The 223-nt window shown below is 61.0% G+C and carries 1 protein-coding gene; it reads right to left on the reverse strand.

The window, feature by feature from the left end:
• The coding region (locus ACW9IN_RS30185; RefSeq protein ID WP_457369254.1) for an alpha-glucosidase C-terminal domain-containing protein at window positions 1–223 on the reverse strand (223 nt) is incomplete at both ends.

Genomic DNA, 223 nt, shown 5'->3' on the forward strand with positions numbered 1-223 from the left:
GGCAGTCGGGGTAGTTGCTGATCAGCAGGCGCTGCTCGCTGGCCGAGTTGATGACGCCGTCCGGCAGTTGGATTTCGCAGGGCGTGCCGTAGAAGTTGTTCAACACCAGCAGGCGTTCGCCATGGCCCTCACGCAGGTACGCCCAGACCTGCAAATGGTCTTGCAACAGTTGGCGATAAACGCCTTCCTGGATCAGCGGCTCATGGCGGCGCAATGCGATCAG

The organism is Pseudomonas sp. SDO5271_S396 (assembly GCF_054071795.1).